Here is a 26,536-nt window from a genome sequence, read left to right on the forward strand (position 1 = left end):
AGTGGAGGAGAAGAAAAAGCGCAGTTCTCTTCGACTCTGACACGCCAGCTGGGGGATTTACTGTCCGTCTCCACTTCCAAAAGGGGACCGTCGAGCCAAAGCCACCCTACGGGCGGAAGGTTCTCGAGGAAGAAGTGTTCGACAAGCGTGGTCCCCTTTTGGAAGTTCCGACTGGGTAGGCGTTGTCAAGGTCTACGAGCCCTGCGCTTTTTCTTCTCACCAGCTTTGTCCGTTCATCGATACCTCCTAAAACTCAAAAAGGTCAAGCTCCTCTTCGTTAGAGGAGCTTGACCTTTTATATTCCGATTCTATTTAACTTGATGCAGGATGCGATAAAGCGCTACGACACACACTGCTCTCGTCGTCGGTTTATTCGGCTGATAATTTCCTCCAACTGGATCAATCAGACCAAGTCCGACCATGTTGTTGATGGATGTCGATGCCCAGGAAGGCCAGGTTCCTTTATCGGAGACCTTTTTCGTCGCTCCCTTTTTATTCACGAGACGATCGAGAATGACTGCGGCCTCTGCGCGAGTCACCGGCTGATCCGGACGGAAGGTATTATCGTTATACCCCTTCACCAGACCTTTGGAAACGGCAACCTGTACGGCACCTTGCGCATAGGAAGGCACCTTATCCTTGAATTTCAGCTTTGGTGAGGAAGGGAGCTCCCATTCAAAAGAGCGCGCGAGCAGGGTGACGAACTGTGCTCTTGTCAGAGAAACCTCTGGGCCAAACGTCGTCTCCGTCAAACCCTTCACGTAACCCTTTTCCGCCATGTAGGTGATTTCTGCCTTGGCTGGATGCTTCGTGATATCTGTAAATCCAGCGCTGCTCGTGCCTGCATTGTCCAGGTAGTACGGAATGTACTTGCCGTAGCTATTGACTTCATATACCCACTGACCTTGAGCATTCATGGTTCCCAGAAGCGGATCCAACGTATTGTTTACTTGGTTTACGTACAAGAGTCCAACGCCTTTTCCAGCGAGCCATTGCTTCGGTGCCAAGGTCAATCGAATCGACGAGGTTGAAATCGCGTCCTCTTGCCCTGCTTTTAGTTCGCCCGGCTTAATCGTAAACGAGTAATCAGCAGGTACATATCCTGGCATTGGTTGGGTCACGATCGACTCCACATCAATCAGTGCACTGTCCAGATAAGATGCAGTATTTTCAAAGGAGTAATGGAGATCAAGCTCCGCTCCGAGTGACATGCTGCCTGGCAGTTCAGGGACAACGGCCACATCGCTCGGTTGACCTGTCTTGTTGCCTAAGAGGAGCGAGAATTCGTCGAAGTACAGTGTTCCTTTGTCGTGTGTAATGCCATCATTGGCTTGGTCAACGACATACACACTCTTCAGATGCAATGGATAGGCAACATTGCTCGGGAAGTAGCCTTTCACTTGCTTCCAGCCTGTCCAATTGATCTCTTTTGCCAGATCGACGTAGACCGGCTTGCCGTTTGCATCAATTGCTTCTGCACGGAGCCAATGTCCGCTGTTGTCCCCATTGACCCATAAGCCCAATCCGAGCGGCTTGCCAGGAATCGTCACAGGGTTTGCCCCCAGCATACCGTACGAAATCCGCATGTTGTTCGCTGGTGCTCCTGAGAAGTTGTACACTAGCTTCGCTGCTTTTTTCGTGCGGAACGTCTGATCGGAGACGAGCGCGAACGAACCAGCCGAACTGATGCTGGACGGATTTGCCGCATGGTACATGCCTGCCTGATTATCGAAGGTGAGCCATGGCTGCTCGAATTGTCCAACGGCAAATGGTACGGTTGTCGCCACGCCATCATACGTAATCGTCAGGTTTCCGTTGCCCGGCTCATTGCCTGCTACCAGTTGCAGATTGTCGTTAATCGTCGCTACAGAAGAATCTACACTCGCTTTTACGCTAAGTGGCGTCGCTTGTACGGTAGAGCCCTTTTTCGTTTTGATTTTGACATCGAGATTAATGGATTGTCCCGGTGCAATGGTAATCGGATTCGGGGAAACGATGATTTGCTGCACATCGATGCCGGAAATGACTTGAATGTCTTTATTTTGCGTCACATTGCCCAATCTCGCAGTCAATGTGATTTTGCCGGAGCGAGCTGGTGTGAATTGCTTGCCATTTACGGTTCCTGCTTCAGACTGACTAGCATCCCAGCTCACATCGCCTGCATTGATCGCATACGGTTGGAAATGCACATCGTAACCTTTGGATGCGCTGAGCGGGATAGATTGTCCGATAAGCACGTCTGCCGGTACATCGATTTGGAAGCCTCTCAATTCTCCAGCAGGTGCCGTATTGTATACGGCCAGTCCAGTAGGCACTCGACGCTCAGCACCGCCGCTTGGCTTATTCGCCAGATTCGCGTGTGTCTCACCCAGCATGCGGGCTGCCATAGTCGTAGAGCCACCACCGTCAAAGTTTACAGCCCGATAAGAACCGAGCTCCGCCATGATTTTTGCCAGCTCGTCCAAATAAACGCCTTGGCTCGCATCGATCGTGACCATGTACAAGGTCTTCCCGTCCTGGGAAACTCCGACCGATGTGCGTGCCGTCTTGTTGATGATAGACTTGTCCGCTTGAAAGGAAGTGAGCGCTTTCCCTTGATCAACCAAAATCACATTGCCGCCTACCGCTTGTTTTAGGTTGAGTGTCTGTGGTGTCGTTTGGTACTCAACCGCTGCAGTAGCGCCGACAGGGAAGTTTTGCTTGAGGAATGCTCCTGCTGCTCCATGTCCCCAAAGGACATAGCCGTTGTAAGGTATGTATACGCCTGGTTGATTCACACGAACTTCTTTGGCTACATTGTCTACAAACAAAATCTCGACGACATCTTTGTAGCCCGGTATCGTCCCCAAGCTGGTTTTGCCAAAGGAAGGGGTATAGACGTTCAGTTGGTTCTGGTGACTTTTTCGTGAATCACTCGGGTTGTACTCTTCCTTGTTGACACCCTGAATCGAATAGGTAGCACCATTAGGGGCAGTAACCTTTCCGCCAAAGCCAAACTTGTCGACAATGGCCATCTTGTCTCCGGTCAAGCCCAGTGCGTACCAGTAGGAGACCAAACCCATGGAAGAAATCAGTTCATCGTCTTTCATGACAATACCAAACGGCGCTCCCCGCTTGGACATGTTAAAAAAGTCGGCATTGATCGCTGCTACAGCTCCGGTTTCACGCGCCATTTGTGTAACCGTCTGCCTGTCTGTCAGCTTGCCCTTCGTTCCGTATACCGGTTTTACCTCAACATAAGGATTGTTCAAATCAACCTTGGTTACCATGATCGTGACTACTTGATTGGCAAATGATTTCGTATATTTCTGCAAAGTGGTCCCCTCACCAATTGGGGTTTGCCACATCATATTTAATGCACTTGTCTCCGCTCTGGCGTGTGCGACATTGGTCGCAAACGGCACAAACGGAACAAAAGCTCCCCAGGCCATGGTCGTAGCCGTGAGCAGCGTCACTATCCTTTGCGCTCTCATGTTGATAACTCCTCTCCGTATTCCAAACTCTGTCTTTCTACCATCTAAGCTAAGCAACTAAATATTAGACGCAAAAGGTCATGGATAGTTTCGCCAATTCTCTCGATTCCCTATTAGAAAAACATACCAAATCGTCAGTCATAGAAAACAACAATATCCCTCTACAACAAGAAACCCGCCCAGTTTTGATGAACGGAACCTGGCGGGTTTTCCTAGCTGTATGTTACTGACCTGGTTGGAACGGCTCTGGTTGTTCAGCCCGCAAACCAAAATGATAGAGGATTGCTTCTACAATACGGCGTGAAGCCTCGCCATCCCCATATGGGTTGACAGCATGCGCCATTGCATTGTAAGCCGCTTGGTTGGTCAGCAATTCTTTTGCCATTGCATACACTTGCTCTTCGTCGGTTCCCACGAGCTTCAACGTGCCTGCTTCAATCCCCTCAGGACGTTCTGTCGTATCGCGCAGAACCAGGACTGGTACGCCAAGAGACGGCGCTTCCTCCTGTACCCCGCCGGAATCGGTCAGGATGAGATGGGAACGACGAGCGAAGTTGTGGAAATCAAGGGCATCCAATGGTTCGATCAATGAAATGCGATCATGGTTTCCGAGAATCTCCTGCGCCACTTCTTGTACAGCAGGATTCAAGTGAACCGGATACACAACAGAAATCTCGGGATGCTCATCCACCAGTCTTCGAACTGCACGGAAAATACGGCGCATTGGCTCGCCCAAATTTTCGCGGCGGTGTGCCGTCATCAGCACCAGCTTCTGACCAGCTACGCGATCAAGCACCGGATGCGTGTAATCCTCGCGAACCGTTGTTTTCAACGCGTCAATCGCTGTGTTTCCTGTCACGTAGATGCTCTTTTCCGGCTTTGCTTCGCGACGAAGATTGTCAGCCGATCCATTGGTCGGAGAGAAATGAAGATCAGCCATTACACCTGTCAACTGACGGTTCATCTCTTCCGGGAACGGCGAGTACTTGTCCCATGTGCGCAAGCCCGCTTCCACGTGACCAATCGCGACTTGATTATAAAAAGCAGCCAGACTCGCCACAAAAGTGGTTGTCGTATCCCCGTGTACAAGGACGATGTCCGGTTTTACTTCCTTCATTGTTTCATCCAGGCTCTCCAATGCGCGAGTGGTCACGCCTACCAGCGTTTGGCGATCCTTCATAATGTTCAAATCAATGTCTGGTTGAATATCAAAAATGTCCAAAACCTGATCGAGCATTTGACGATGCTGGGCCGTCACGCAAACGACAGATTCGATCTGCTCGCTGTACTTGTTCAATTCATGGACAAGCGGTGCCATTTTGATCGCTTCTGGACGTGTGCCGAATACCGTCATTACTTTTACAGTTTTCATCCGTTTTTCCCTCTCCGACTACTTCGTGCCGTACAAGCGGTCACCCGCATCGCCCAAGCCTGGCACGATGTATCCATGGTCGTTTAAATATTCATCAACAGCCGCTACGTAAATATCTACATCAGGATGCTCGTCCTGAACTAGCTTGATACCTTCTGGAGCAGCGATGAGGCACATCAGTTTCAAGTTTTTCGCTCCACGTTTTTTCAAAGCAGTAAGAGCGGCAACAGCAGAGCCACCAGTCGCCAGCATCGGGTCAGTTACGATCAACTCACGCTCAGCAACATCGGATGGCAGCTTCACATAATACTCAATAGGCTGTAGGGTTTCCGGATCACGGTAAAGACCTACGTGTCCTACTTTGGCAGCAGGGATCAGCCTCATCAGGCCATCCACCATACCAAGACCAGCACGCAGAATCGGTACCAACCCTACTTTTTTACCAGCGATTACATTCGACTGACAGGTAGCCACTGGCGTTTCGATAGTGATTTCCTCCAAAGGCATATCACGGGTAATTTCATAGCCCATCAGAGTAGTCACTTCATCTACCAGTTCGCGAAATTCCTTGGTCCCTGTATTCTTGTCACGAATATACGTAACTTTATGCTGAATCAGCGGATGGTCAAACACATATACACGGCTCATGTCATTTCCTCCGTTTCCCTATCAATACATCCTTTCTATAATAGCTGGTGAGAGTGGCTCAGTCAATTTGCCTAATCTTCGTACTTTTTCTCATCCTCGATCCCTACCTACAGCCGCGAAGTAAAGAAAAAAGCAGACCCGTATAGAAAAATTTCCACTGGGTCTGCTTCACGTAGCCTTACCTTAGATATTCAAGCCTTCATACATCGGGAAACGTTGGCACAAAGCTGCCACACGTTGGCGTGCTTCCTCATGTTTCGCAGCATCCTCCGGATTTTTCAATGTCAGAGCGATAATCGCTGCTACTTCTTTCATTGCTTCCTCATCAAAACCGCGGCTTGTCACTGCTGGCGTACCCATGCGCACACCGCTTGTAACAAACGGGCTTTGTGTATCGTAAGGAATTGTATTTTTGTTCGTAGTAATGCTTACTTCGTCCAACAGATGCTCAGCTACTTTACCTGTCAGGCCGATTTTGCTTACATCAATCAATACGAGGTGGTTATCCGTTCCGCCGGAGACAAGCGTCAGACCTTCAGCAGTTAAGCTTTCCGCAAACGCACGTGCATTTTTGATGATGCGAGCTGCGTAATCCTTGAACTCTGGTTGCAGGTTTTCGCCGAAGGCAACCGCTTTTGCTGCGATGACGTGCATCAACGGACCACCTTGAACGCCTGGGAACACGGATTTGTCGATGCCTTTCGCAAACTCTTCCTTGCACAAAATCAAACCGCCACGTGGTCCACGCAGAGTCTTGTGCGTCGTAGAAGTAACGAAATGCGCGTGCGGTACTGGGTTTGGATGCAGACCTGCCGCAACCAGACCAGCGATGTGCGCCATGTCAACCATGAAGTACGCGCCCACTTCGTCCGCGATCTCACGGAACTTGGCAAAATCAATCGTACGCGGATAGGCACTCGCACCAGCAACGATCAGCTTTGGCTTGTGCTCCAATGCTTTTGCACGAACATCTTCATAGTTGATCAGGTGAGTATCTTCGTCTACACCGTAGTCAACGAAATTGTACAGAGTACCGGAGAAGTTTACTGCACTACCATGCGTCAAGTGACCACCGTGGGACAGGTTCATTCCCAGTACGGTGTCGCCAGGCTGAAGAATCGTGAAGTATACAGCCATGTTCGCCTGCGCACCAGAGTGTGGTTGTACGTTTGCATGCTCAGCGCCAAAAATTTCTTTTACGCGGTCACGAGCGATGTTTTCCACGATATCCACATACTCGCAACCACCGTAATAGCGGCGACCTGGATATCCTTCTGCGTATTTGTTCGTCAAAACGGTGCCCATTGCTTCCATAACTGCGCGGCTTACGAAGTTTTCAGAAGCAATCAGCTCAATCTTGTCGCGCTGTCTTCCGAGCTCCAGTTGAACGGCTTCCATTACTTGCGGGTCTTGTTTACGCAAAAAATCTAGCATAGTAGTTTCTCCTCCTCTTTTACGTGCAGCTTTCATTTGGTGGTGTCTTCTCATACACGGCACGCGGTCCGCCAATCAGCTTGGGACGTGTGCGCGCTGCCGTAACATGTGCTTGTCCAACGAGACGCTGTGTCGGACGCACCGGTACTGCCACATGCTTCAGATGCATGCCGATAAGCGTATGGCCGATATCTATGCCTGCATGTGCGCGAATTTCCTCTACAACAGCTGCATCCGTGAACTGTGTAAACGCATGCGCAGCCATAGAGCCTCCAGCGGTCGGAACGGGAACAACCGAGACTTCTTCCAGTCCGTATCGCAATGCAACCTCGCGCTCGACGACCAAAGCCCTGTTCAAATGTTCACAACATTGAAAGGCAACAGCAAAGCCGCGCTTCCCTACAACAGATTGAATCCCACGATATAGAGCTTTCGCTACATCTTGGCTGCCAGCCTTTCCAATATGCTCACCGAGCACCTCGCTGGTACTGCACCCAATCACCATAAGTTGTCCGGCTGCAAGCTCTGCCATATCAGCTACTTCTTCGACAATGTCACTGATTTGTTTTTCGATAGCGGATAAATCCACTTACTTCACTCCCGCATGCTTCGCTTCGATTTGGGAAATCTTTTCCACGCGACGCTCGTGGCGACCACCTTGAAACTCTGTTTCCAACCAAATTTTCACGATATCAAGCGCAAGACCCGGTCCAATGACCCGCTCACCCATCGCCAACACATTCGTGTTGTTATGCTCACGGGTAGCGCGTGCGGAAAACGTATCATGCACAAGTGCACAACGGATGCCTGGAACCTTGTTGGCCGCGATCGACATGCCAATACCTGTTCCGCAAACGAGAATGCCTCGATCAAACTCCCCCGCTGCTACCTTTTCCGCCACTGGCAAAGCATAATCGGGATAATCAACCGATTCCTCGCAGGTGCAGCCGAAATCTTCCGTCTGGATGTTCATGGAGGCCAGCAGAGTCTTGATCTCCTCTTTTAGCTTGTATCCACCGTGATCAGCAGCAAGTGCTACTTTCATCTGTCATCCCTCGCTTGTCTCATAATCTTCGTCTAGTATACATCAAAACACAATAAGTAAAAAGTGAACATTTTTATCAGGCAACTAAAAAATTGTTCGTACTCTCACAAAAAACAAGGTCCTGGCTATACACCAGCACCCTATTCATCCACTGATTTACGAAGACCTGGGTCCTTAAGCATCAATGAGAGCCTTTCCAGTGACTCTTCGATTTCTTCGGCACACCTGCGATAATCCATCAGTGATCCCCCATACGGATCAGCAATATCACTAAAGCCTTCTATCCCAACGAACTCTTGGAGGGTATGCACCTTTTCAGTGGCTGAGGGGAAATACGTCAAGATCGCGCGCTTGTGACCATGCGTCATCGTCAAAATGACATCAGACCATTCGATCAACCCTTCGTCTACCTTGCTGGCCTTATGATCGTGAGCAATTCCTCGCTCTTCTAATACTTGTTTAGCGTGCAAGGAAGCATCCTGACCAGCAGATGCCGCTACGCCAGCCGAGCGTATTTCAAGCCCCTGTCCGTCTGTCTTCGTACGGAAAATCGCTTCTGCCATGGGGCTTCGGCACGTATTTCCCGTACAGACGAAAAGTATCCGTTTCACGTATGGTTCCTCCTCACCTATTAATTAGTCCGGTTATATCATAAATTTTAACCCAAAACCAAACAAAATAAGTCCACCTATTAATTCGCTATAATCCCCAAGCCACCCTCCCACACTCCTGCCTAACAATAAACCGAAGTAGGACATCGTGGCACCCATTATTCCAAAAAGAGAGATGGCCAAAATTCTATTGACCTCGATCAAGCCGAACGAGAAACCGACGGTGAAAGCATCCAGGCTAACACTAAATGCGAAGAGAAGGAGTCCGAACCCTTTTGTCTTCCATACACTTTTTTGTTCCCCTTGAACGAAGCCATTCCATAGCATATGCAAGCCGATGATCATCAGGACCCCGCCACCAATAAACACGGCAATATCTCCAACCAAATCGGACAAGTACGCTCCAACGACAATCCCGATGATCGGCATCATAATATGAAACAGTCCGATGGTAATACTCACCTTGATAATCTCTCGTAACCGAATCCCAACCATACCTACGCCAATTCCTAACGAAAAGGCATCCATACTTAAGGCGAAAGCAATAATGAGCAAGGTCAAAAATTGCCCCCATTGGAATAACACCTGATCCAAGCAGCTCCCCTCCCGTCTCTTCACCTTATGCGGACGAGGGGGAGTTTAGGACAGGTTTACACGGACAAGACACGGCCTCCAGCAGCCTTTTCCAAGCGATTCATCACGGCCATACCCAACCCGTTTCGCGGGAAAGTCTCACCGACAATATACTGCACTTCTTGATCGTCGAATTCTCGCAGCACTGCATACAGCTGTTGGGCAACCCCTTCCAGATCCGCTTGTGATCCAACCACGAGAACAACATCTACCGATGCGTGGCTTTGCCAAAAGGGAGCTGTTTCTTCCGTTGCCAGCACGCCCGTTTTTTGACCGTGCTGCTTCGCCTGTTGTAGCATGTCTTCCATTTTTGCCCGGACTTTTTCACACTCTCCTGATACTAGCCACATTTCCCCTTCAGGAGCGTAATGCGTATATTTCATCCCTGGAGAGCGCGGTGCCTCGGCTGCTCCCACTTGAAAGGAAGGGTCCAGCTCCACATAGCCAATTACTGGTTCCATTTGCTCCCGTGTGATGCCGCCTGGGCGCAGAATCATGGGCGGGTCCTGTGTCACATCAATAACAGTAGACTCTACCCCAACACCTGTTGCCCCTCCATCGACCACACCCGCTACGCGTCCATCCAAGTCAGCCAATACATGCGCCGCAGTCGTTGGACTCGGACGTCCTGAGCGATTGGCGCTCGGAGCCGCAATCGGTACCCCCGCTTCCTTGATCAAAGCCAAGGCAATCGGATGATCAGGCATGCGAACGCCGACTGAATCCAACCCTGCCGTTACTAGCGACGCTACCTGATCTGTTTTTGGCAAAATCACCGTCAAGGGTCCAGGCCAAAACGCCTCCATCAGCTTTTTCCCTTTCTCCGGAACCTCACTTGCTACTGTGGATAACTGGTCCCACGCTCCAATATGTACAATCAGCGGATTATCGCTGGGTCTGCCTTTTGCTGTAAATATCTTTTCCACTGCTTCATTCGATAATGCATTCGCTCCCAAGCCGTAAACTGTCTCCGTGGGAAACGCGACAACTGCCCCTTCTCGAAGAAAACGGGCTGCATCCACAATCTGTGCACAACTAGGCTGATTTTCCACATCGTTATCCACAGACCAGACTTTTGTCACACCATTCATTTCCATCGTTAAAAAATCCTTTCTCTAGCTCGTTTCTTTGTAAGGAGTGCCTTAAGTATAGATGTGCACCAAAAAGTTTTCAACAGGCTGTGGGTAACTTGTGAATAACTTTTCAGAACAGCGTGGAAAAGAGAACATTGTTACCTTTTTTTAACTTCCTGCGTCTTTCCCTTGTAGTAGAATGAACACGAAAACAAAACAATAACTTTCCCTTTATCGAAAGGACCGTGAATGAAATGTCATCTTTTAAATCCTTAGCTTCCAGCCTGCTTGGCACAGCTGTATTGTTAACAGCCGTCGCTGCTCCAGTATTTGCAGCACCTGCTTCACCTGCAACCTCCACAAAGCCTGCTGTACAAGCGCCAAAGCCACAAGCTAACGGTGTCGTGTTCACACCAAAAACCATTACGGTCGATACGAAAGAATTTCAAGGTAAAGTATCCATCCCAGTGATTAGCGGGATGAAGGATAAAGCTTTTGAAGCAAAACTGAACGCTACTCTGCTGAAAGAAGCACAAACAGGCTTGGCAGAAGGACAAAAAGCCGGCAAAGAAGATGCGGCAGACGCGAAAAAGAACGGCTGGGAGCTACGCCCTCATGCACTCGACATCTCCTATGAGGTACACAATGCCGGCAAGCTCGTTTCTTTCTCCGTACAGACATACATTTATACAGGCGGAGCACATGGCATGACGGATGTTACGTATTACACCATCGATAATCAGGCCAAGGCAAAACAACTGAAGCTGGCTGACCTGTTCCATCCTGGCTATGACTACCGTACCATTCTCAATCAAATCATTGCACAGCAAATCAAAGCAGAGACTCAGGCGGATGGCTTTAACCCTTACGATGCATTCGAGGGCATCAGAGAGGATCAAGGCTTCTCCTTTAAAGACGGCAACCTGATGATCCATTTTGGTCAATACGAAATTGCCGCTTATGCAGCAGGAATGCCTGAGTTTGCGATCCCAGCTCATCGTTACCAAAGTCTGTTGAAGCCTGAGATTCGTGAGGCTTTGCTCAAAAAGTAATTGTGGCAATTCAAAACGACACCTGCACATGCGGCGGGTGTCGTTTTTTCATGTCCGGCTTAGGAGAGCCAGGCCTCGATTTTTTCCCATAAGTAAAATCGCACTTCTACTTCAGGAGCAGAGGCAGTTACTTTTTCTGCTTCTTCTGCTTTTTCTACCTCTGAGGACTCTTCTTCCTCTGCTTTTGTTTGCTCAACGTCCACTCTATTTGTTTCGGAATGATTCCCTACTTCGTTCTCTTCCAGGGGTAAGACTTCCACTTCCTCGGATACAGCTGCTGTCGTTGGCTCAGGTTCTTCCGACTTTGGAGTTGGCTCGGCTTTTACAGCGTCGCCATTGGACATGTCAATAAAGCAGAGCGGCGGGAACAGGACACACCACCAGTTTTGCCCTTTTGCCTCTCCAATTTGTACACGGACCGCTCGGTAATTACCCGCAGGATACACATAGGAGCCGTACAGCTTCGTTGGAAAAGGGACTTCGCCGAAATCGACTACCGCTTTGTATGAAAAACCGCGTTCCTTGACCGTCTTGTCCACGACTTGTTGAAGGACAGGCAATTGTGTGTGAATCATTTGCTCTGCTTCCTCCAAAGTTTCGATATCGTCCGCCCACGTATTCATTTGAGCGACAATCGCATCTCTGACTTCGCGCTTTAACCATTGATCTTGGACAGAATCGCTGTTCGCAATAATGCGCAAGCGAACGGATTCCTGAGGGATTGGCCCATTATCCAACACATTGGCCGAAGTAAGCTGCCCCTCCCAGCTCATCATAAGCATAAACAGGCTAAATGCCATTAACAACATCCGTTTCATCGTTATCCGTCTCCCTCTATACTGATCTTCTCTCTTTAGCAATCAGTATGGACGGATTCACACGATTTCAAACATTCATTCCCTATGTAAAAAAGGCGAGACGAGCTCTTGCTATCGTCTCACTCCGATAACAACCCGCTCGATCCCCGCCAAATCTGGAACAATCTCAACCTCATCCATGACACCGGATGCCCTCATCAATGCTGCTACATCCCCAGCCTGATAAATGCCTACTTCAAACGCTACGACCGCTCTTTCTTTCAATAGATTCGGCAGCGCCTCACACAGGCGACGATAGCAATCCAGACCATCTTCGCCGCCATCCAGAGCCAAGCGAGGTTCATGTACGCGCACCTCATCGTCCAGCTCCTCGACATCACGACTCGGGATATACGGTGGATTGGATACGAGAACGTCTACCTTTTCGCCTGCTTCCAAAAGCGGTTGCACCAAATCCCCTTGTAGAAAGCGGACATCTGCCCCAAGACGACTTGCATTTTCTCGTGCAATTGCCGTCGCCTCAGGAGACAGGTCCACCGTAGTCACGCGCCATTGCGGTTTTTCTAGCGCGAGCGTAATGCAGATGGCTCCGCTCCCTGTGCCGATATCCACCACCGCTAGCTCTTCGCTCTCAGACCAGAGCTTTGTAGCGGCAGCCATCACTTGCTCAACCAGTACTTCCGTTTCCGGTCTGGGGATCAGCACGCCTGGTCGCACCGTAAAAGGACGCCCGTAAAACTCCTGTTCGCCAAACATGTATTGCAATGGCTCGTTATTCGCCCTGCGCACGCACAGTCCGTCCAGCTTCACCAATGTTTCTGCATCGATTGAATCCGGCATCGCCATTAAAAAGCGCGTCCGATCCCAGTCGAGACAATGACGAATCATTAGCTCCGCTTCGAACAAAGGATCCTTTGTCCCTTTTTCCCGCAAAAAGGAAGAAGCCCGTAATAGGGCTTCTCGAATCGTCGTGACATCAGACCAATCAAGCTGAGTGTGCATGGCTTTTCAAAAGCTCCGTTTGTTCATGCATGATCAGGTTGTCGATCACTTCATCCATTTCGCCTTCCAATACCGATTCCAGTCGGTGCAGGGTCAGACCGATGCGGTGGTCGGTCACGCGGCTTTGTGGATAGTTGTACGTGCGGATGCGCTCGCTTCGGTCACCAGTACCCACCAAGCTTTTGCGCGTAGCATCTGCTTCCGCATTTTGTTGTTGCATGTAGAAATCATACAGACGAGCACGCAATACACGCAACGCTTTGTCTTTGTTGGAATGCTGGGATTTCTCGTCCTGACAAGAAACCATGATCCCTGTAGGAATATGCGTTACGCGAACCGCAGACTTGGTCGTGTTAACGCTCTGACCGCCCGCACCACTGGAGCAGAACGTATCGATGCGGATATCTTTTTCGTGTACTTCCACTTCCACGTCTTCTGCTTCTGGCAGAACCAGTACAGTCGCAGTAGAAGTATGGATGCGTCCACCGGACTCAGTAGCCGGGATACGTTGCACACGATGCGCGCCGCTTTCGAATTTCATTTTGCTGTAAGCACCGCGACCAGACAGCGAGAAGACAATTTCCTTGTATCCGCCGATATCGGTTGGGCTTGCCTCCAGCACTTCAATTTTAAAAGCGTTACGCTCCGCAAAACGTGTGTACATACGGAAAAGCACGGCTGCAAACAGTGCAGCTTCATCGCCACCCGCAGCACCGCGGATTTCCACAATCACGTTTTTCTCATCGTTCGGGTCTTTTGGAAGCAACAGGATCTTCAAGCGATCTTCTAGTTGTTCCTTGCGTGCTGACAATTCATTGAGCTCGAGCTTGACCATTTCACGCATCTCGTCATCCAGCTTCTCTTCCAGCATCGCTTTGGCGTCATCGATTTGACTCACCACTGATTTATATTCACGGTATGTCGTTACCGTCTCTTCCAACGAAGATTGTTCCTTAGACAGTTCTCGCAAGCGTTTTGTATCACTAATGACGTCGGGGTCACATAGGAGGTTGGTTACTTCTTCAAAACGCTCTTCGACTGCAGATAAGCGTGTAAACATTTTTATTTCACCCCATCGCAAAGAATAATTGCCTTTTGGCGCAGGCGAAGCCTTGGTAGCATGTATGTTAGATATGAATTGCGATAAATATGCTATCTACCATAAAAACGGTTATAACAGATAAATTATAGGAGGAAAGGCGCAAGAAGTCAAAGTGCATTATAACTGGAAATGTTTTACCGATGCCAAACAGGCCCGGCAATGCCGAGCCTTGCTACATACGTCCTGCTCACCTGTCAGCGATGGTAACCGTCATGCGAGGTTAAGTGAAAATCGTAACGCGGGAGTCTTTCCTGAAGAAGCGAAATCACCTGCTGCTCGATGGTTCGCGCCTGATTCGCAGTGATGTTATGCACAAGGTCAAGAGTAACATATGCATTGGCATCGCTGAGTGTGATGCGAGCGTTTTCCACACCTTTTACCGACATGGCCATTCTCTCCATATTAGTCACGTCGACTGGGGTATTACGTGAGTTCCAATGGCCGATAATCATGTTCGGATTTTGGTTGCGTCCCATTAACGAGTCACGATCCGCCGCTACAGGTGCACGGCCTTGAAGTGTATGGCCGCTTTGATCCCCTCTGATCTTCATATTGTGCTGCGTATTCCTCACATCGGTACTATAGCTCTGTTGCTTAGCCGTATTTCCCCCGCATCCAACAGTTAGGACAGTTGTAAGTACAACCAAGCCCAGAACGACACGCGAGCTGCTCAAAAGCCAATTAGGCTGTGTCCGCATGAAAAAGCCACCTCCTGTTTTGCTTAGTCTGTGCATCGCCTCTAGGGCTCATGCACGGGACAAACAGGGGGTGGCTTATGCTTGCTTTCTTTATTTATTCGACAACTGGAGGGGTGTAGTAATGCTTGCGACAGACGCTGCTGTATGTATCATTTCCAGCAATTTCAATCGTCTCCCCAGAGTAGACGGGCTGTCCATTTTTGAACTTGAGAATATGCGTCGCCTTTTTATTGCAATACACACAAACTGTTTTTATTTCTTCTACTTTATCAGCCTCGCACAAAAGGGCGGCGCTGCCAGGGAAGAGCTCATTCTTGAAGTTTTTCAACAAGCCATAGACGATGACGGGGATTCCCAGCTTGTCCACGATCCTGACGAGCTGATCCACATGGTGGCGGCTGATGAACTGAGCCTCGTCAACCAACACGCAATGCGGCTTGACTGATTCTGCCTCTACGATTTGGTACAAATCGGTCTCTTCGCTAATCGGAATCGCTTCTCGGCTAATCCCCACACGTGAAGCAACTTTTCCCACGCCATAGCGATCATCAACTGCTGGAGTAAACACTACTACTTTTTTCCCCGATTGCTCGTAGTTGTGGGCAACGGTCAATAATTGAATGGATTTGGAAGCATTCATCGCTCCATACCGAAAATATAGTTGTGCCACGTCTCTATCTCCCTTTGCCTAAAAGTTGTTACTCAGTCTTTGCATGGCGATCTTTTGCCTCCTGGAACAAGGCCATGGCCAGCTTTCTTCTTTGTGCATGGTCCACACAAGGAAGCGGGTAGTCGAAGCCAATCTTGCAGCCTGCTTGCTCTTGGATATGCTCCGGCATGTCCCATGGTTTATGAATATATTGTAGAGGTACTTCACGCAGTACGGGAAGATATTTTTTGACGAAAACACCGTCTCGATCAAACTTTTCCCCTTGTGTAACAGGATTAAAAATCCGGAAGTACGGTTGCGCATCGGTACCAGTGGAAGCACTCCACTGCCAGCCCCCGATGTTTGCCGCTTCATCGAAATCAATCAACTGCTGTGCAAAATAGGCCATTCCCCAACGCCAATCCACAAGCAAATCCTTTGTCAAAAAAGAAGCAGTAATCATCCGCAGCCGATTGTGCATCCATCCTGTCTCATTCAACTGCTTCATTGCAGCATCCACAATCGGATAGCCCGTCTCCCCTTGACACCAACGGACAAACAAATCCTTCTTGTTTTCCCAAGCGACCTCTTCAAATTGTGGCAGGTAGGCATGGTTAGTCGTGTGGGGATGGAAATAAAGCACCTGCTGATAAAATTCTCTCCAAATGAGCTCTGTAAGAAAAGCTTCAATTGAAGTAACCTGCTCACCCCGCGCGGAAGCAAGCACTTCCTGTACGCGATGATACACCGTTCGTATAGACAGCGTACCTATGTTTAAGGCAAAAGATAATCGGGATGTCGCATTCACCCCTGGCATGTCGCGTTTTTCTTTGTACGTATAAATGTCTCTATCTAAAAATTGCTGCAATCGTTTACGTACGGCTCTCTCCCCGAACTGCTCCCTTTCCCACTCGGTGCCCATCGGTCGGTTTCGTCCAAACGCTTCCACAGTAGGAACTGGCTCACTCGACAACTCCTTCAACCGATCAAATAGAATCCATTCTGTCGGCTGAGGGAATGGCCGGTCTTTGGGAAGCGTCTGCCAAACGCGGCGATACGGGGTAAAAACCGCATACGGCGTTCGCTGCTTCGTCATAATTTCCCCAGGCTCATGCAAAACCAAATCCTTGCATGCATGGACAAACACGCCGTGCCTGCTCAACACTTCTGATACGAGCTCGTCTCGCTTGCGAGCGTCTGGCGTATAATCCCGATTGAAAAACAGCTTTCCTGCACCCGTCTCTTGCGCTAATTGACAGAGCATTTGCTGTGGTTCGCCGCGGCGAATCAATAGACGACCTCCCAGTTGAACCAAAGCGTCGTCGAGTGCAGCTATTGCGGAAAAATGCGCATGGAGTCGCTTATCTCCTACAGCCGCAGAAAGACAAAGTGAATCCTCCACTATATAAACAGGAATAATCGGATCACCTGTGAGCATGGCTGCGTGCAGAGCAGCATGGTCGTGCAAGCGCAGATCCCGACGGAACCAGACTATAGCAGTCATCGTTTGTCCTCCCGAAAAAATCAGTGCCAGAAAAAGACAAAACCAGGCAGATTGCTCTACCTGGTTGCTCCCATACATTCTGATTATTACAGATTGTATTTGCGTTTGAAACGGTCTACACGGCCGCCTGCATCAACGAATTTTTGTTTTCCTGTGAAGAAAGGATGGCAGTTGGAGCAGATCTCCACTTTCAACGCTTGTTTCACGGAACCCGATTCAAATTCGTTACCGCATGCGCAGCTAACTGTTACTACGTTGTACTTAGGATGAATGTCTTGTTTCATCTCTTCTACACCTCTTTCCGCCCTGAATCGTTTGCCGAAACAGAGTTATATAAACACATATCAGATAGTAGCATGAAACACTGTCGAAATGCAACTGGTTGGCCGATTACGCCATGTTTTTCCTACGCTGGAGTTGATCTGGTGGAATATGTGTAAACGAACCGATCACGACATCTGGCAGTTCCTGCTGATAAATTTCGATAGCTTGCTTCATGCCGAATACTTCGCCTTGTGCTTTTGGAATCATCGCCAAGTAGCTCTCTGGATCGATATTCAGATTTCGCAGCTGAATCAGCTTAATGCCTGTTCTGCGGATGAACTCGATCATCGCTTCCATTTCCTCTTCGCGGTCAAACACGCCAGGGAAGCACAAGTAGTTAATGGACGTATACACGCCCTTGGATGCAGCGTACTCAGCAGAACGTGCTACATTTTCCAACGTGTAGTTGCGTGGGCGGTAGTAAGCATTATAGTGTTCGTCAATCGCACTGATAATACTCACGCGCATCAGATCAAGTCCGGCATCAACAATGCCTTTGATATGATCCGTCAAGCCAGCATTCGTATTGATGTTGATAAAGCCCATATCTGTCGTTTCCCTTACTCGACGCATAGCAGGAACAATGATGGAAGCCATCGTAGAAGGCTCACCCTCACAGCCCTGTCCGAAGCTGATGATGCTCTCCGGTGTTTTCAGGTGGTGCAGCATGACTTCCACCAGCTCGTCCTCTGTCGGCTTGAAGTTCATCCGCGTCTGTGGAGAAGGGAATCCACTGTCATCTGGTTGCTCGGAAATACAGCCGTAGCAACCGGCGTTACAGGTATAGGAAACAGGTAAGCTGCCTTCCCAGCGGTTGAAAAAGTTATTGGAGGCCGTCAAGCATTCGTACTCCAACGCACAGTGGGACAAGTGGTTCAAAATGCGGTTTTGCGGAAACGTCTCCAACGTCTTTGCCACTCGCTGGCGCAGCTCATCCATCGGGAAGTTCAATGGGTCCCATTTGTAAATATCGTCACTCGCACGTCCCGTTACCCAGAAACGGTTATCCTTCCAGACGACTGCGGAGTAACCAAACAAAGGCAGCTTGCTTTCCTTGTTCGTTTTCACGTAGCCTGGCAGCAAGAGCCTTGTAATTCCTTGTGGCACAAGTGCACCTACTGCTGTACAACCATCCAACTTGACCATTTCACCTGTGTCAGGGTCCATTCCGATCGGCTCGGTGTCCGGCAAACTGACCAACGTCGATCCTTCCGGGAGCGGGATCAGTTCTTCTTCCAGAATTTCTGTCAATATATCTCCGTTACGAGCCACTGCAAAAAGACCTGGGTGGTCGTATACATTGCCTTTTTCATCTGCGTAAACTAAATACATGGGAAAATCGCCTCGCTTCTTTGCTTTGCCCATTGTATCGCATTGAAAAAGTAATGTAAATTGTATAGGGTTACCTGCCAAGATAGGGAAGTGGATTGATTGGCACATCATCCTGTCGTACTTCAAAGTGCAAATGGTAGCCCGTAGAGTTCCCCGTTTGCCCCATGTATCCCAATACCTCACCCGCTTCTACGGTTTGACCTGGTGACACCAGCAGCAGACGCATATGCGCATAAAAGGTTTGCAAGCCATCTCCGTGATCTATCACAACCATCCGCCCGTAGCCTGACCGATTGGCGCCAGCCTCCACAACAACTCCTGCCCTCGCTGCCAAAATCGGGGTCTTTGATTCCTGTTCATTCCACAAATCTACACCCTTGTGTGTCTTTCCCCAACGTGCTCCAAATCCACTTGTAATCGTAGCTTCTCTGACAGGCCAACTTAGACCGCCGCGAATCCTCGTGATGACTTGCCGACTTGCTGCTTGAACGGCACTTCGCTTCTGCTCCGGATCATTGCCCAACATCGGATTGCCTTTAGCGATAGGAACATACACGACCTGTCCTACATACAGGTTGTCCGACAGCCATTTTAGCAGCGGGTTTCGTTCGATTAACGATTCCCGACTCACACCGTACCGCCTTGCTATGTAATCCAGCGTTTCTCCCTGTTTCACCATATGTCCGACTTCATCACGCTTGATGATTAGCTTCATGCCTACGCTTAACAGATGGGGATTCGTAATGCTATTCGCTTCTACCAGATTTTTCAAAGAAAGACCGTAGCGCTGGGCGATACTGGACAGCGTATCTCCTTGCCGAACAGCGTACACCACTGAATTTCCTTTCGTTGCTGGTGCAGGTGAAGCCAGACTGGCATAGGGATTAAACGCTTGAAATAGCGCTTGCTCCACGACCGCTTGTTTCGCTTCCATCTGTGACTCCACCGGAGCGCTAACTTGCACGTACTCCATGAAGCATCTCCTCCTTCTTTTCCAGCTCCCTTCCTAACGGTATGCCAACGCCACAAAAAAAATGACGGTGAGTCATCATGAACTCACCGTCGTGCTAGCTGCTTTCCCTCTGCCTTGTTGCTTAGACTCAAGGGTTTGCAAAAATTCTTCGTTTGTTTTTGTATCTGCCAACTTTTTAATAAAGGAGTCTACAAACTCATTTGTTTCATTCATGTTTTTCCGGATCATCCACAGCTTATCCAGCTCTTCTTTGGTGAGCAGAAGCTCTTCGCGGCGCGTACCCGAACGGCGGATATCGATCGCTGGGAAAATTCTGCGCTCCGCCAGCTTGCGATCCAAATGAAGCTCCATGTTTCCGGTTCCTTTGAATTCTTCATAGATCACATCGTCCATACGGGAGCCGGTCTCAACCAAAGCAGTCGCCAAAATGGTCAAGCTACCGCCTTCCTCAATATTGCGCGCTGAACCAAAAAAGCGCTTCGGACGATGGAAGGCTGCCGGATCAATACCACCGGACAACGTTCGACCACTTGGAGGAATAACCAAGTTGTAAGCACGAGCGAGACGTGTAATGGAATCCAGCAGGATCACCACGTCTTTTTTGTGCTCAACCAATCGCTTTGCACGCTCCAAGACAAGCTCAGCAACTTTGATGTGATTCTCAGGCAACTCGTCAAAAGTCGAGGCAACTACCTCTCCTTTGACAGATCGCTGCATATCCGTTACCTCTTCCGGGCGTTCATCAATGAGCAAGACAAACAAGTGGATATCCGGGCGGCTTTCGGTAATGCTGTTGGCAATTTCTTTGATCAGCATGGTTTTCCCCGCTTTTGGCGGAGCCACAATCAATCCACGCTGACCCAGTCCAACAGGAGAGAGAAGATCCATCAGGCGAGTGGAAACACGTTCAGGGGCTGTCTCCAGTACGAGCTTGGTTTGAGGATACAACGGTGTCAATGCGGGGAAATGAAGACGCTCTGCGGCTGTCTCAGGGTCTTCTCCGTTCACTGCCTCTACTTGAAGGAGTCCAAAATAACGTTCATTCTCCTTCGGTGGTCTTGCTTTTCCTGATACCACATCCCCCATCCGCAGATCAAAACGGCGAATCTGCGACTGGGAGATGTAGATATCTTCTGAGCTGGGTAGATAGTTAATGGGGCGGAGGAAGCCGTATCCCTCCGGCAATATTTCGAGAACCCCCTCCATAAACATAAGACCATCCCGCTCCGCTCGTGCCCGAAGAATCGCGAAAATCAATTCCTTCTTCTTCAGCTGGGAGTAGTACGGAATATGGTATTCCTTAGCCAGCTTATAGAGGTCGGTCAGCTTCTTTTCTTCTAGTTCAGAAAGTAACATACATCCACCACTCTTTATTTACTCTTGAAAAAACCTAGCTCAACTAATACATGCAAAAATGATTTTCTTACAAACCGTTGCGTTCTAAGCGGTGGTTCCCTTCAATGAAACGTACCGTTCCTGTTTTCGCACGCATAACAACGGAATTGGTCGTCGCACGAGTTCCCTGGAAGCGAACCCCTTTGAGCAATTCACCATCCGTTACACCTGTCGCTGCAAAAATGGCGTCATCACCTTTTACCAAATCATCCATGAACAGGACTTGATGAGGGTTCGTCAATCCCATTTTGACACAGCGTTTAATCTCATCTTCATTTTGTGGCAAGAGCTTGCCCTGAATTTCTCCCCCGAGACATTTCAAGGCAACTGCAGCAAGAACACCTTCAGGAGCTCCTCCAGAACCGAACAAAATGTCTACACCTGTATCTGGGAAAGCGGTATTGATCGCAGCGGCTACGTCTCCGTCAGAGATGAGGCGAATACGCGCGCCTGCCTCACGAATTTCGTGGATCACCTTAGAGTGACGATCACGGTCAAGTACAATAGCAACCAAATCGCTGATATCTTTCCCTTGTGCCTGCGCTACCGCCTTCAGGTTATCGCGAATCGGTGCGTTGATATCGACCTTGCCGACTGCTTTAGGCCCTACTGCCATTTTCTCCATATACATGTCTGGAGCATGCAACAAATTTCCCCGGTCTGCGATTGCAATGACCGAAATCGCTCCCCATGTACCTTTTGCGAGAATATTTGTTCCCTCCAAAGGGTCTACAGCCACATCGACTGCCGGAGCCACTCCCTGGCCCAGACGTTCACCGATGTACAGCATTGGCGCTTCGTCCATTTCGCCCTCACCAATTACTACGACGCCATCCATTGGCACTTTCATAAATTCATTGCGCATTGCGGTCGTTGCCGCATCGTCAGCCTCATCTTTTTTTCCGAGACCCATCCAACTGGCAGAAGCCAAAGCAGCAGCTTCAGTCACACGTACCAGTTCAAGTGTTAAACTGCGTTCCATTCTGGAAGACTCCTCTCCTGGTGATTGGTTAACGCTGGTGGTTTTCCATGCTCTGCAGGCCTACCCGAGTAATATCGGCTCCCAAGGCTTGCAACTTGCCCACCAAGTTTTCGTAGCCACGATCTATATGTTCGAGTCCTTCTAATTCTGTCGTGCCGTTCGTTGCCAAGCCGGCAATGAACAAAGCTGCTCCCGCACGCAAATCTGAAGCTATCACCTTGGCACCATTCAGTTTGCTGCCGCCTTCGATGACAGCGGATCTTCCTTCAATCTTCAAGGAAGCTCCCATGCGGCGCAGTTCATCTACATGTCGAAAACGCGAGCTGTAAATATTGTCCGTCACGATGCTTGAGCCTTTGGCAAGAGTCAGCAAGGTCGTGATCGGCTGCTGGAGATCCGTTGGAAAACCCGGATACGGACTCGTTTTCACATCGATTGATCGATAAGAATCATGTCCGATGACTTGAATACTGTCATCCTGCTCTACCACTTGCGCACCGATTTCGCGTAGCTTGGCCGTTACAGACTCCAAATGTTTCGGAATAACATTCTCCACCATCACGTTGCCGTTCGTAGCCGCTGCCGCAATCATGTACGTCCCCGCTTCGATCCGATCAGGGATAATCGTATGACGGCATCCGCGCAAACGTTCTACGCCTTGAATGCGGATCATGTCCGTTCCGGCACCTTTGATGTTTGCTCCCATATTGTTGAGCAAGGTTGCGACATCGACGATCTCAGGCTCACGGGCAGCGTTTTCAATAATGGTCACACCGTCTGCTTTGGCAGCAGCCAGCATGATGTTAATGGTCGCACCCACACTGACCAGATCGAGATAAATTCTTGCACCCTGCAAACGTCCATTTTGGGCACGGATAGTCATGACGCCGTTTTTGTTCTCCACTTCGGCGCCCATCGCTTCAAAGCCTTTGATATGCAAATCTACTGGACGCGGGCCCAAATCACAGCCACCTGGCAAGCCAACCTGGGCTTCGCCGAACTTGGCGAGCAAGGCTCCCCACAAATAGTACGAGGCACGAAGCTTTTTGATGCGACCATTTGGCATGAGCATGAGCCTCATACTGCGTCCGTCTACTTCCATCCAGTCTTCTTCGAACAGCACGTCAGCTCCCATTTCCTGCAAGAGCTCGTGATAAATACCTACATCCTGAATACGGGGGAGATTCTCAATAACAACGGGTCCATCTGCCAGCAACGCTGCTGGTATGAGTGCGACTGCGCTGTTTTTTGCTCCGCTGATGGTCACCGTCCCCGCGAGCGGTTTTCCACCGTTGATGATCAGCTTATCCATGCTTTGCTCTCCTCAGGCGTAATCGGGAAAGAAGCACCTTCCCCAATGGAAAAGGTGCTTGGACTTTCAACACGTGTCCTTATTTTTGCATGCTTGCCCAGTCTGCTAGGAATTTCTCCAAGCCACTGTCTGTCAGTGGATGGGCAATGAGTTGTTTGAAAACTTTCGCTGGAATGGTAGCGAAATGAGAACCACGGCGGGCTGCCTCCGTTACGTGAACAGGGTGGCGCACAGATGCCGCAATGATTTCAGTATCGATACCGTGAACGGAAAAGATTTCTGCAATATCTTCGATCAATTGCATACCATCTTGACCAATATCATCCAAGCGTCCCAAGAACGGAGACACGAAGCTCGCACCTGCGCGCGCAGCCAAAAGTGCCTGGTTCGCGGAGAACACCAATGTTACGTTTGTTCTGATTTTGCGTTTAGCAAAATACTTGGTTGCCTTCAAACCTTCTGCGGTCATTGGCAGCTTGATGACGATGTTTTTCGAGAGAGCAGCGAGCTTCTCTCCCTCTTCGATCATGCCTTTTGCATCTGTACTGATGACTTCGGCACTGATCGGACCGTCAACAATATCGAGAATTTCTTTCAGGGTTTCTACAAAATCGCGTCCTTCTTTGGCAACCAGAGACGGATTTGTCGTTACGCCCGCCAGAACTCCCCATTCGTGAATTTCGCGGATTTCTTCAACGTTTGCTGTATCAATCAAAAAACGCATGATTATCCTCCCAGTTACGCGCGGTTGCTGCTTCCGAACAAGCGCATTTTTCCTTTGACTACTTCCTTGATCGCATCGCGAGCAGGGCCTAGGTATTTGCGTGGGTCGATCTCATTCGGCTTGGCAGCCAGCACTTTGCGAACTGTTTCCGTGCATGCGACTTGGCTTTCTGTATTTACATTGATTTTTCCTACGCCCAAACGGATGGATTCGATAATCGCTTCGTCTGGTACGCCGGAACCACCATGAAGAACGATCGGCGCTCCAATGTTGCTCGCTACTTTTTCGATAATGTCATAGCGGATTTTTGGAACCCCTTTGTACATACCGTGTGCTGTACCTACAGCAATCGCTACGTAGTCTACTTTTGTTTCTTCCCAGAAGCGGATTGCTTCCTCAGGATTTGCCAGAGTGGCATCTTCCTCGTCAACAGACAAGTCGTCTTCCACCCCGCCGATGGTACCGAGTTCACCTTCTACCGATACGCCAACAGCGTGAGCAGCCTCTACAACCTGTTTGGTCAGGCGAAGGTTATCTTCAAACGAATGATGGGAACCATCGAACATAACAGAAGAGAACCCTGCACGAATGCACTTCATAACCATGTCGAAATTGCTACCATGGTCAAGATGCAAAGCAACAGGAACTCCTGCGCGTTCAGCAGCCACTTTTGCAATCGCTACTGTATAATCGATCCCCATGTATTTCAATGCACCCTCAGAAACACCAAAGATCACAGGCGATTTTTCTTCCATCGCAGCTTCCGTAATCGCTTGAGTAAACTCCAGATTGTTCAGGTTAAATTGTCCGACGGCGTATTTATGCTTTTTGACGTCTTCGATAAAAGCGGTCATAGGTACCAGTGGCATTTTGTAAATCCTCCTCTAGCAGACTTCAGTCATGTGGCTTATTATACCACAGACAAGCATTTGTTAACAGGGACGCTTGTACCCTGACCTTTGCAGTCTGTTCCTAACAAGCTAATTGCTGATGTACTGCCATTCGTAGTTCATCAATATCAAACGGCTTTGTAAAATGAGTCAATGCTCCCAGTTGTGTTGCTTCTTTGATCATGTCCAGCTCTCCGTAAGCTGTCATCATGATGACTTTGATTTCTTGATTGATCTTCTTGATGTGTTTCAAGATCTCAATACCATCCATCCCAGGGATCTTCATGTCGAGGATAACCAAATCTGGTGATTCTTTTTCCACGATTTCCAATGCCATTTTCCCGTTTGCTGCCTGAAAGGTCTTGTACCCTTCTTTTCCCAGCACCTCATACAGTAAAATGCGAATCCCATACTGGTCATCCACAACCAGTACCTTTTTATCTTGTTTGTCGAACATTCTGATTCCCCCCTGACGAATGCGTTTTCTTAATTATTATGGGTTCGCCTAAAATCAGGAAACTCCTTCACGTTTTTTGCTGAACGTCAACTTAAAATTTCCTATGGGCTTCTTTTCGAGTATAATGGGAAAAACCAATTTCCCCTACACACAAGGAGCCAGATACTCACTATGGATGCTCTGTGGCTGATTTGCTTGTTAACTTTTATTATCCATACGACAGAGACACTTACCTTCGGAATCCGTTTTGCAGGGGTACAAACGGGCAGGATCGCTGTAGCGTTGTCTCTGGTCGGGATTGTATTGCTCCTCTCCCGTACTTCCAACCTGATTCAAGGACCATTCACTGGGGGATTTATGGACCAAGCTGCAATCCAACACTTTGATCCTAGCATGTATTTGCACGTGATTATTGCAGCGTCCTCGCTCGGAACCTTAGCAGCTATCGTACTGTTTCCCACTTTCGTCCAAATATCGAAACGAATGATCTCGCACTTGGAGACAGCGGGCTCGATTCCGCAAATGATTCGGACGGCAGTTACGGTAGAAACTATCCGACGCGTCCACCATCATGTCCGGATTCCTAGCTGGCAAGCCATCTCACGTTTTCGAATCAAAGGCGTTCCCAAACGATTGCTGTTATTAAATGCATTGGGGACAGCGATCTACACAAGCAGCGTACTGTCTGTGTTGTACGCGACATTGCTAGCCCCAGATTACAAAGCAACCGTTCTAATGTCTTCCGGATTAATCAACGGCTTTGCCACGATTTTCATGACGATTTTGGTAGACCCGCAAATCGCCCTTTTGACCGAAAAAGCGATGCAAGGGAAAACCACGCAGGAATCGATTCGCGACATGTACCTGTGGCTGATGATCTCACGTTTTATCGGAACGATTTTGGCTCAATTCCTGCTCATTCCCGCCGCCTACTGGGTTGCTTGGCTATCTCCCTTGTTCCATTGATCTGCTTTTAAAAAACACAAGACGCACCTGCGACCATACATCGCGGGTGCGTCTTTCTATTTATCGA

At 49.1% G+C, this 26,536-nt stretch carries 26 protein-coding genes; 2 read left to right on the forward strand and 24 right to left on the reverse strand.

All coding sequences use genetic code 11. The features are described 5' to 3' along the window. Positions 1-308 precede the first annotated feature (308 nt). The 9 genes from HP570_RS15040 to HP570_RS15080 form a co-directional block, all read right to left on the reverse strand. Positions 309-3,473 (reverse strand): phosphodiester glycosidase family protein, encoded by a 3,165-nt coding sequence (locus HP570_RS15040; RefSeq protein ID WP_173626242.1) that lies wholly within the window; start codon positions 3,471-3,473, stop codon positions 309-311. Between the two features lie 223 nt (positions 3,474-3,696). Continuing rightward, positions 3,697-4,845 carry a non-hydrolyzing UDP-N-acetylglucosamine 2-epimerase gene (gene wecB, locus HP570_RS15045; RefSeq protein ID WP_173626243.1) on the reverse strand — a complete coding sequence of 383 codons (1,149 nt, stop codon included), beginning with the start codon at positions 4,843-4,845 and terminating at the stop codon, positions 3,697-3,699. Between the two features lie 18 nt (positions 4,846-4,863). Beyond that, positions 4,864-5,493, reverse strand: a complete 630-nt coding sequence (upp, locus tag HP570_RS15050) for a uracil phosphoribosyltransferase (RefSeq protein WP_015893638.1) — start codon at positions 5,491-5,493, stop codon at positions 4,864-4,866. A gap of 183 nt (positions 5,494-5,676) precedes the next feature. Beyond that, on the reverse strand, positions 5,677-6,927 hold the full coding sequence (locus HP570_RS15055) for a serine hydroxymethyltransferase (protein WP_015893639.1): 1,251 nt from the start codon (positions 6,925-6,927) through the stop codon (positions 5,677-5,679). 19 nt (positions 6,928-6,946) lie between these two features. Next, entirely contained in the window at positions 6,947-7,516 is a 570-nt protein-coding gene (locus HP570_RS15060) for a TIGR01440 family protein (RefSeq protein WP_064200391.1), read from the reverse strand. Continuing rightward, positions 7,517-7,972: a ribose 5-phosphate isomerase B gene (rpiB, locus tag HP570_RS15065; protein ID WP_007725502.1), complete on the reverse strand. Its 456-nt coding sequence runs from the start codon at positions 7,970-7,972 to the stop codon at positions 7,517-7,519. Positions 7,973-8,112: 140 nt separating this feature from the next. Then, positions 8,113-8,583, reverse strand: coding sequence for a low molecular weight protein arginine phosphatase (locus tag HP570_RS15070; RefSeq protein ID WP_172139183.1), 471 nt, complete (start codon positions 8,581-8,583; stop codon positions 8,113-8,115). Positions 8,584-8,616: 33 nt separating this feature from the next. Next, positions 8,617-9,177 carry a manganese efflux pump MntP gene (locus HP570_RS15075; RefSeq protein WP_041749695.1) on the reverse strand — a complete coding sequence of 187 codons (561 nt, stop codon included), beginning with the start codon at positions 9,175-9,177 and terminating at the stop codon, positions 8,617-8,619. Positions 9,178-9,233: 56 nt separating this feature from the next. Then, positions 9,234-10,313, reverse strand: a complete 1,080-nt coding sequence (locus HP570_RS15080) for an L-threonylcarbamoyladenylate synthase (protein WP_173626244.1) — start codon at positions 10,311-10,313, stop codon at positions 9,234-9,236. Positions 10,314-10,543: 230 nt separating this feature from the next. On the opposite strand from HP570_RS15080, the gene HP570_RS15085 reads away from it, so the two are divergent. Next, positions 10,544-11,341, forward strand: coding sequence for a DUF3298 and DUF4163 domain-containing protein (locus tag HP570_RS15085; protein ID WP_064200388.1), 798 nt, complete (start codon positions 10,544-10,546; stop codon positions 11,339-11,341). 59 nt (positions 11,342-11,400) lie between these two features. On the opposite strand, the gene spoIIR is transcribed toward HP570_RS15085, so the two are convergent. The 15 genes from spoIIR to HP570_RS15160 form a co-directional block, all read right to left on the reverse strand. Further along, on the reverse strand, positions 11,401-12,159 hold the full coding sequence (gene spoIIR, locus HP570_RS15090; protein WP_173626245.1) for a stage II sporulation protein R: 759 nt from the start codon (positions 12,157-12,159) through the stop codon (positions 11,401-11,403). 111 nt (positions 12,160-12,270) lie between these two features. Beyond that, positions 12,271-13,161, reverse strand: a complete 891-nt coding sequence (gene prmC / locus HP570_RS15095) for a peptide chain release factor N(5)-glutamine methyltransferase (protein WP_173626246.1) — start codon at positions 13,159-13,161, stop codon at positions 12,271-12,273. Continuing rightward, positions 13,145-14,221: a peptide chain release factor 1 gene (prfA, locus tag HP570_RS15100; protein WP_015893647.1), complete on the reverse strand. Its 1,077-nt coding sequence runs from the start codon at positions 14,219-14,221 to the stop codon at positions 13,145-13,147. The genes prmC and prfA overlap by 17 nt, the downstream gene beginning before the upstream one ends. A 236-nt stretch (positions 14,222-14,457) precedes the next feature. After that, positions 14,458-14,961: a hypothetical protein gene (locus tag HP570_RS15105; protein WP_064200385.1), complete on the reverse strand. Its 504-nt coding sequence runs from the start codon at positions 14,959-14,961 to the stop codon at positions 14,458-14,460. 94 nt (positions 14,962-15,055) lie between these two features. After that, positions 15,056-15,631 (reverse strand): thymidine kinase, encoded by a 576-nt coding sequence (locus tag HP570_RS15110; protein WP_015893649.1) that lies wholly within the window; start codon positions 15,629-15,631, stop codon positions 15,056-15,058. A gap of 28 nt (positions 15,632-15,659) precedes the next feature. Beyond that, complete coding sequence (locus HP570_RS15115; protein WP_173626247.1) at positions 15,660-17,114, reverse strand: cryptochrome/photolyase family protein; 1,455 nt, start codon at positions 17,112-17,114, stop codon at positions 15,660-15,662. A gap of 86 nt (positions 17,115-17,200) precedes the next feature. Continuing rightward, positions 17,201-17,398, reverse strand: a complete 198-nt coding sequence (gene rpmE, locus HP570_RS15120; protein WP_015893651.1) for a 50S ribosomal protein L31 — start codon at positions 17,396-17,398, stop codon at positions 17,201-17,203. A gap of 106 nt (positions 17,399-17,504) precedes the next feature. Next, the gene (locus tag HP570_RS15125) at positions 17,505-18,770 is read right to left on the reverse strand and encodes a radical SAM family protein (RefSeq protein WP_026043394.1); all 1,266 of its coding nucleotides are present in this window, start codon (positions 18,768-18,770) and stop codon (positions 17,505-17,507) included. Between the two features lie 70 nt (positions 18,771-18,840). Continuing rightward, complete coding sequence (locus HP570_RS15130) at positions 18,841-19,743, reverse strand: M23 family metallopeptidase (RefSeq protein ID WP_087341772.1); 903 nt, start codon at positions 19,741-19,743, stop codon at positions 18,841-18,843. 75 nt (positions 19,744-19,818) lie between these two features. Then, positions 19,819-21,099: a transcription termination factor Rho gene (gene rho / locus HP570_RS15135; RefSeq protein WP_015893654.1), complete on the reverse strand. Its 1,281-nt coding sequence runs from the start codon at positions 21,097-21,099 to the stop codon at positions 19,819-19,821. Positions 21,100-21,166: 67 nt separating this feature from the next. Beyond that, a complete protein-coding gene (gene glpX, locus HP570_RS15140) occupies positions 21,167-22,120 on the reverse strand; it encodes a class II fructose-bisphosphatase (protein ID WP_015893655.1) in 954 nt (317 codons plus the stop codon). A gap of 28 nt (positions 22,121-22,148) precedes the next feature. Further along, on the reverse strand, positions 22,149-23,432 hold the full coding sequence (locus HP570_RS15145; RefSeq protein ID WP_142498007.1) for a UDP-N-acetylglucosamine 1-carboxyvinyltransferase: 1,284 nt from the start codon (positions 23,430-23,432) through the stop codon (positions 22,149-22,151). Positions 23,433-23,511: 79 nt separating this feature from the next. Then, complete coding sequence (fsa, locus tag HP570_RS15150) at positions 23,512-24,156, reverse strand: fructose-6-phosphate aldolase (RefSeq protein ID WP_015893657.1); 645 nt, start codon at positions 24,154-24,156, stop codon at positions 23,512-23,514. 14 nt (positions 24,157-24,170) lie between these two features. After that, positions 24,171-25,025, reverse strand: a complete 855-nt coding sequence (gene fba, locus HP570_RS15155) for a class II fructose-1,6-bisphosphate aldolase (protein WP_173626248.1) — start codon at positions 25,023-25,025, stop codon at positions 24,171-24,173. Between the two features lie 103 nt (positions 25,026-25,128). Then, a complete protein-coding gene (locus tag HP570_RS15160; protein ID WP_007725537.1) occupies positions 25,129-25,503 on the reverse strand; it encodes a response regulator in 375 nt (124 codons plus the stop codon). Between the two features lie 171 nt (positions 25,504-25,674). Between HP570_RS15160 and HP570_RS15165 the strand changes: the two genes are divergently transcribed. Beyond that, entirely contained in the window at positions 25,675-26,469 is a 795-nt protein-coding gene (locus HP570_RS15165) for a lipid II flippase Amj family protein (protein ID WP_015893659.1), read from the forward strand. The last annotated feature ends 67 nt before the right edge of the window (positions 26,470-26,536 follow it).

It is taken from the genome of Brevibacillus sp. RS1.1 (genome assembly GCF_013284365.1).
Classification (GTDB): domain Bacteria; phylum Bacillota; class Bacilli; order Brevibacillales; family Brevibacillaceae; genus Brevibacillus; species Brevibacillus brevis_D.

Excerpts from the sequence above, each read along its gene's own strand:
- fsa (WP_015893657.1), bottom strand. The coding sequence starts at position 24,156 with ATGCGTTTTTTGATTGATACAGCAAACGTTGAAGAAATCCGCGAAATT.
- upp (WP_015893638.1), bottom strand. The coding sequence starts at position 5,493 with ATGAGCCGTGTATATGTGTTTGACCATCCGCTGATTCAGCATAAAGTT.
- HP570_RS15085 (WP_064200388.1), top strand. The coding sequence starts at position 10,544 with ATGTCATCTTTTAAATCCTTAGCTTCCAGCCTGCTTGGCACAGCTGTA.
- fba (WP_173626248.1), bottom strand. The coding sequence starts at position 25,025 with ATGCCACTGGTACCTATGACCGCTTTTATCGAAGACGTCAAAAAGCAT.
- HP570_RS15080 (WP_173626244.1), bottom strand. The coding sequence starts at position 10,313 with ATGGAAATGAATGGTGTGACAAAAGTCTGGTCTGTGGATAACGATGTG.
- HP570_RS15055 (WP_015893639.1), bottom strand. The coding sequence starts at position 6,927 with ATGCTAGATTTTTTGCGTAAACAAGACCCGCAAGTAATGGAAGCCGTT.
- rho (WP_015893654.1), bottom strand. The coding sequence starts at position 21,099 with ATGTTACTTTCTGAACTAGAAGAAAAGAAGCTGACCGACCTCTATAAG.
- HP570_RS15130 (WP_087341772.1), bottom strand. The coding sequence starts at position 19,743 with ATGGAGTACGTGCAAGTTAGCGCTCCGGTGGAGTCACAGATGGAAGCG.
- rpiB (WP_007725502.1), bottom strand. The coding sequence starts at position 7,972 with ATGAAAGTAGCACTTGCTGCTGATCACGGTGGATACAAGCTAAAAGAG.
- HP570_RS15105 (WP_064200385.1), bottom strand. The coding sequence starts at position 14,961 with ATGCGGACACAGCCTAATTGGCTTTTGAGCAGCTCGCGTGTCGTTCTG.
- HP570_RS15125 (WP_026043394.1), bottom strand. The coding sequence starts at position 18,770 with ATGTATTTAGTTTACGCAGATGAAAAAGGCAATGTATACGACCACCCA.
- glpX (WP_015893655.1), bottom strand. The coding sequence starts at position 22,120 with ATGGAACGCAGTTTAACACTTGAACTGGTACGTGTGACTGAAGCTGCT.
- HP570_RS15115 (WP_173626247.1), bottom strand. The coding sequence starts at position 17,114 with ATGACTGCTATAGTCTGGTTCCGTCGGGATCTGCGCTTGCACGACCAT.
- prfA (WP_015893647.1), bottom strand. The coding sequence starts at position 14,221 with ATGTTTACACGCTTATCTGCAGTCGAAGAGCGTTTTGAAGAAGTAACC.
- HP570_RS15165 (WP_015893659.1), top strand. The coding sequence starts at position 25,675 with ATGGATGCTCTGTGGCTGATTTGCTTGTTAACTTTTATTATCCATACG.
- spoIIR (WP_173626245.1), bottom strand. The coding sequence starts at position 12,159 with ATGAAACGGATGTTGTTAATGGCATTTAGCCTGTTTATGCTTATGATG.
- wecB (WP_173626243.1), bottom strand. The coding sequence starts at position 4,845 with ATGAAAACTGTAAAAGTAATGACGGTATTCGGCACACGTCCAGAAGCG.
- HP570_RS15040 (WP_173626242.1), bottom strand. The coding sequence starts at position 3,473 with ATGAGAGCGCAAAGGATAGTGACGCTGCTCACGGCTACGACCATGGCC.
- HP570_RS15145 (WP_142498007.1), bottom strand. The coding sequence starts at position 23,432 with ATGGATAAGCTGATCATCAACGGTGGAAAACCGCTCGCGGGGACGGTG.
- rpmE (WP_015893651.1), bottom strand. The coding sequence starts at position 17,398 with ATGAAACAAGACATTCATCCTAAGTACAACGTAGTAACAGTTAGCTGC.
- HP570_RS15160 (WP_007725537.1), bottom strand. The coding sequence starts at position 25,503 with ATGTTCGACAAACAAGATAAAAAGGTACTGGTTGTGGATGACCAGTAT.
- prmC (WP_173626246.1), bottom strand. The coding sequence starts at position 13,161 with ATGCACACTCAGCTTGATTGGTCTGATGTCACGACGATTCGAGAAGCC.